Genomic DNA, 5,213 nt, shown 5'->3' on the forward strand with positions numbered 1-5,213 from the left:
CTGATCCAGTGATACCCGAGAAAGAACGGGGCTTCTTTTCAAGAATGTTCGGTGGATGAACCGAGAAACTATCGGGTATTCGAGATGTTCGGAGGGTGCTGTCAGACTAATTCGAACTCGTCTCTGCCAGGACAGTGACACTGTCCCTTATGCCGCGCAGAGACTACGCCACTCGGCAAGAGCAGCGGTTCTGTTCTGCTTGAAGTGATCTCGTTTGGAGAGGCTGCGATCCTGGTTGAAGTGGTTGAAGACGGAAGAGTGGACGGAAACGAATTTCTGCAAACTTCGCATTCTCCGGAAGCGCTGCATTGCTCGTTCTCGTCGTCGAAACGGCAGGTGCGAATTCTCAACGCGGTTGTTGAGCCAGCGACCACATTCCTGCAAATCACCGCACCCCAAGTCGCGAAGTGCAGCCTTGTATGAAGCAAACCGATCGGTGACCAAGACTTCCGGCTGACCATATCGCCGCATCAATTTCCTGAGCATTTTCAATGCAGCGCGCTTGTTACGCCGCTTGGTGACAACGCTTTCCAGCACTTCGCCTTCGTGGTCAACGGCTCGCCAGAGGTAGTGCCGCTCACCGTTGATCTTCACGAAGACCTCGTCCACGTGCCACTGCCATCGGGAAAAGGCTCGCAGCTGCTGAACACGTCGCCGGCGGATCTCAGACGCAAACATCGGCCCGAACCTGTTCCACCAGAACCGGATGGTTTCATGGCTGACGTCGATGCCTCGCTCGTGCAGCAGATCCTCGACATTGCGGAGTGACAACGGGAAACGCACATAGAGCATCACCGCCAGGCGGATGATCTCGGGACTGGTTTTGAAGTACTTGAATGGATCGCGTTTGGTCATGGCCGGAGGCTACGAAACCGCCCTGCCCGTCTCAAGCCATGTTCCTCTGACATGACCTTTTGGCGGGTTTCGTCCGTTGGTTCGATCCTGTGATCATGCGGATCATGGATGGGCTGATGGCCATTCCGACCATTCTTGTTGCAATCGGCCTGATCGCCGTTTTCGGGGCGAACCTCTGGACTGTAATCGTCGCGATTTCAAGCGCCGAACTGCCGCGGCTTGTGCGCGTTGTCCGTGCCTCGGTGCTCAGTCTTCGTGAGCAGCCCTATGTCGAATTCGCCCAGGCCATCGGGGCCAGCCGAACCCGGATAATCTGGCACCACCTTTTGCCCAATTCGGTGGCGCCGATCATTGTGCAGATCACCTACAAGATTGGCATCGCGATCCTGTTCGAGGCCGGGCTGAGTTTCCTCGGCGTCGGTCTTCCGCCCTCGATCCCGTCTTGGGGAAACATGATGGCCGAGGGGCGCGCTCTGTGGTTGGCCAAACCATACCTCGTGATGTTTCCCGCGCTGTTCCTGTCGATCACCATACTTTCCATCAACATGATCGGTGACGGGCTGCGCGACCTTCTCGATCCGCGTATGAAAGAAAGGTCCTGATATGCTGGCCGATACTCCTGCGGTTTTGGAAATCCGCGATCTTTCGGTGTGTTTTGCCGGCGCAAGCCGCAACGCGGTCGAGAATATCTCATTAACCGTCCGGCCGGGCGAAACCCTGGCAGTGGTAGGGGAATCCGGGTCGGGTAAATCGGTGACGGCGCTTGCGACCATGCGCTTGACCGATTTCGACAACGGCAAGATCACAGGGGGCAGCATCCGTTTGCGGCAACGCGATGGATCGATGCTGAATGTGCGCGATGCTGATCAAGCCACTATGCGCAAGGTGCGTGGCGCGGACGTGGCGATGATCTTTCAAGAGCCGATGACCTCGCTCAACCCGGTCATGCGGGTGGGTGACCAATTGACCGAAGCAATTTGTCTGCACCAGTCAAAATCTAGGAATGACGCCCGCGCAGAAGCGCTGCGCACGATGGAACTAGTGCGTATTCCCGGCGCTAGGGAAATGCTGACGCGCTATCCGCATGAGCTGTCAGGCGGCATGCGTCAGCGGGTCATGATCTCGATTGCGCTATCGTGTCGACCGGGACTTCTCATCGCGGATGAACCAACAACGGCACTGGATGTAACGATCCAGGCGCAGATATTGGAACTGATGCGCGAGATCCAGCGAGAGATGGGCATGGGCATTCTGTTTATCACCCATGATCTGGGCGTCGTGGCGGAACTGGCCGACAGGGTGCTGGTGATGCGTCAGGGACGGATGGTGGAAACCTCGGAGGTCGCACCGCTTTTCGCCCACCCGACACAGCCATACACTCGCGCGCTACTGTCAGCCATCCCGCGACTGGGCGCCACCAAAGGAACCGATGCGCCGATGCGCTTCGATCTGCTTGAGGGCGCAGAAAACCCACCCCCCACCGTGCAGCCCCGCCCGGCGAGAGCGGACCAGCCGGTATTGAGCGCCAGAGGACTAGAGGTCCGCTTTCCATTGCGTTCGGGACTGTTCGGCCGGGTCAAAAGGGAAGTACGTGCGGTCGAGAATGTGAGTTTTGAATTGCATGCAGGCGAGACCTTGTCGCTGGTTGGCGAATCCGGCTCAGGCAAGACAACGACAGGACGCAGCCTGCTGTCACTGGCTCCACGCAAGGGCGGGGAGATCCTGCTGAACGGTCATCGGATAACTGACCGCGCCGGGACGGCACTGCTGCGGCGCAAGATCCAGTTTATTTTTCAGGATCCTTACGCATCACTGGATCCGCGGATGACTGTCGGCAACAGCCTGATGGAACCGATGGAGGTGCATGCGCTGGCCAGTGGCGCGCAAGCCCGGGCAAAGGCCGGCGACCTGTTGGAGCGCGTGGGCCTGCAGCGAGATATGCTAGATCGGTTTCCGCATCAGTTCTCTGGCGGGCAGCGGCAGAGGATCTGCATAGCCCGCGCGCTTGCAGCGGAACCATCAATCATCATCGCGGATGAAAGCGTCTCTGCCCTAGATGTCAGCGTGCAGGCACAGGTGATCAATCTGCTTCTGGACCTGCAACGGGAAACCGGCATCGCGATGTTGTTCATCAGTCACGATATGGCCGTTGTCGAACGTGTCAGCCACCGCGTCGCGGTGATGTATATGGGTCAAATTGTCGAAACCGGCACGCGACGGCAAGTCTTCGAGAACCCGACCCATGCCTATACCCAACGACTGATGGCTGCAGTGCCGATCGCCGATCCAACTCGCCGGCGCCCCTTTGCGGCTATTAGCGGCGAGCCGATGAACGCCGTGTTCCCGGTGGGCGCTGCATCCGGTCAGGAACCCTTGCACGATATCGGTGACGGGCATCTCGTCGCGCGTCACCGCATCGGGCAATTCGCCTGACATTTCCCCGACCTTACAGCCCGAAATCTGAAAGAATCCCGATGAAGCTTTTTTGCGCCACCCTGTTCACCGAGTCGAATTGCTTTGTGAACCTGCCGACCAGTCTCGAGACGTTCAGGCGCGGACACATCTTGCCCGGCGCCTGCCCGACCGACACACCTCCTAGCGGTGCCGAGATGATGTATGCCGCCAAACGTCGCGCCGCGACGGGCGCGTTCGACCTGATCGAGGGCAGTTGCTTTCGCGCCGCCCCCGCAGGACAAACCAGCGCCGAGGCATATCGCGTCATGCGCGATCAGATCTGCGACGAGTTGCGCGCGGCCCTGCCGGTGGACGGGGTGATCCTGGGGATGCACGGCGGCATGATGGTCTATGGAACACCCGACGCCGAAGGCGACTTTCTGGATCATGTCCGTGCCGTTGTCGGCCCCGATGTGGTCATAGGGGTCGAGTTCGACCTGCATTCGATCGTCAACGCTCGGCGTCTGAAAAGTGCTGATGTGATCGTCCTGTACAAGGAATATCCCCATACCGATATGGTCGAACAGGCAGACAAGGTGATCGACATTGTCACCGATACGATCGGCGGCCGGCTTGCCCCTGTCGCATCGCTTTATGATTGCCGCCAGATCGACACCTATCCGACCTCGGCACCCGAAATGCGCCGGTTCGTCGAGCATATGATCGCCATCGAACAAAGCGACAGCAAGGTCGTTAGCATTTCGATGGTGCATGGGTTTGTCTATAATGACACTCAGGATCTGAGCACGCGCATCCTGGTCTATACCAATGGCGACAAGGCGCATGGTGATGCGCTGGCCCGAGACCTTGGCGAGATGGTGATATCGATGCGGGGCCGGACCGCGTCACCATTGCTGAGCATCGACGCCGCGATAGACGCCGCTCTTGCTGCGCCCCAAGGGCCGGTGGTCATTGCCGATCCAACGGACAATGCAGGGGGCGGTGCCCCGTCGGATAACACAGATATTCTGAAGCGTCTGATTGAGCGGGATGTCCGAAAGGTAGCGTTTGGACCGATATGGGACCCGATCGCGGTGCGGATTGCAATCGACTCAGGGTTGGGCGCTGAGATTGATCTGCGCATCGGCGGAAAAGTCGCGCGGACTTCGGGAACAGCGTTGGATTGCCGGGTTGTCGTGACGGGCATCCAGCGCAATGGCTGGCAGCTTTTCGGCTCCAGTCATGCCTCCACCGGCGAGAGTGTCGCATTGTCTTTGAACGGTCTGGATGTTGTTCTGACGAGTGAACGTACCCAGGCTTTTAGCCCGGATCTGTTCTCTCAGGTTGGAATCGATGTCACGGAGCGGCAGGCAGTTTTCCTGAAGTCGGTGAACCATTTCATGTCCGGCTTTGGGGCGTTGGCGAAACAGGTTCTTTACGTCGATGGGAACGGTCCTCTGAAGAGGGACTATTCCAAGCTAACTTACAGAAATGTTCGACATCCATATTGGCCAGCTGACGAAAAGTCATCCGGCGAAATGGTCTTTTAAGCCTTAGGAGAATTTGATCAAAGTGTTTGGTAGAGCCGAGGTGGTGGCGGGTTTGCTTTTGTCAGACTGTGTTAGAACTGGGAGGTCACTCCCTCAATTTTTTGCAGACGACCGAACATAATGTTTCATTGCCCCAGCCGCTTAGCCCTCTCGGCTATCCTGGCCGCCTGCGCGCTTGCCGTTGCCGTGGCGCTCCGCATGGTGGCAGGGGCCTGGACAGCCCCCCGGGAGAGCCCGACATTCGAACGTTTGACAGCCTTTTGATCCCGCTCAGGTGCTGTCAGACTAATTCGAACTCGTCTCTGCAAGGACAGTGACACTGTCCCTTATGCCGCGCAGAGACCACGCCACTCGGTAAGAGCGGCGGCGCGGTTCTGCTTGAAATGATCTCGGCTTGAGAGGCTGCGATCCTGG

At 58.3% G+C, this 5,213-nt stretch carries 4 protein-coding genes; 3 read left to right on the top strand and 1 reads right to left on the bottom strand.

Annotation, left to right across the window (positions count from 1 at the left end):
* Positions 1–147 precede the first annotated feature (147 nt).
* A complete protein-coding gene (locus BLT50_RS18680) occupies positions 148–855 on the bottom strand; it encodes an IS6 family transposase (protein WP_090030802.1) in 708 nt (235 codons plus the stop codon).
* A gap of 59 nt (positions 856–914) precedes the next feature.
* Between BLT50_RS18680 and BLT50_RS18685 the strand changes: the two genes are divergently transcribed.
* From BLT50_RS18685 to BLT50_RS18695, 3 genes are read left to right on the top strand one after another with little or no spacing between them, the layout of a single operon-like run.
* Positions 915–1,457, top strand: coding sequence for an ABC transporter permease (locus tag BLT50_RS18685; RefSeq protein WP_425433979.1), 543 nt, complete (start codon positions 915–917; stop codon positions 1,455–1,457).
* A 1-nt stretch (position 1,458) separates the two neighbouring features.
* The gene (locus BLT50_RS18690) at positions 1,459–3,288 is read left to right on the top strand and encodes an ABC transporter ATP-binding protein (protein WP_090030804.1); all 1,830 of its coding nucleotides are present in this window, start codon (positions 1,459–1,461) and stop codon (positions 3,286–3,288) included.
* 41 nt (positions 3,289–3,329) lie between these two features.
* A complete protein-coding gene (locus BLT50_RS18695; protein ID WP_090030806.1) occupies positions 3,330–4,799 on the top strand; it encodes a M81 family metallopeptidase in 1,470 nt (489 codons plus the stop codon).
* Positions 4,800–5,213 lie beyond the last annotated feature (414 nt).

Source organism: Lutimaribacter saemankumensis (genome assembly GCF_900100005.1).
Lineage (GTDB): Bacteria > Pseudomonadota > Alphaproteobacteria > Rhodobacterales > Rhodobacteraceae > Lutimaribacter > Lutimaribacter saemankumensis.

Coding starts and splice junctions, on each gene's coding strand:
- BLT50_RS18695 (WP_090030806.1), top strand. CDS start 3,330: ATGAAGCTTTTTTGCGCCACCCTGTTCACCGAGTCGAATTGCTTTGTG.
- BLT50_RS18680 (WP_090030802.1), bottom strand. CDS start 855: ATGACCAAACGCGATCCATTCAAGTACTTCAAAACCAGTCCCGAGATC.
- BLT50_RS18690 (WP_090030804.1), top strand. CDS start 1,459: ATGCTGGCCGATACTCCTGCGGTTTTGGAAATCCGCGATCTTTCGGTG.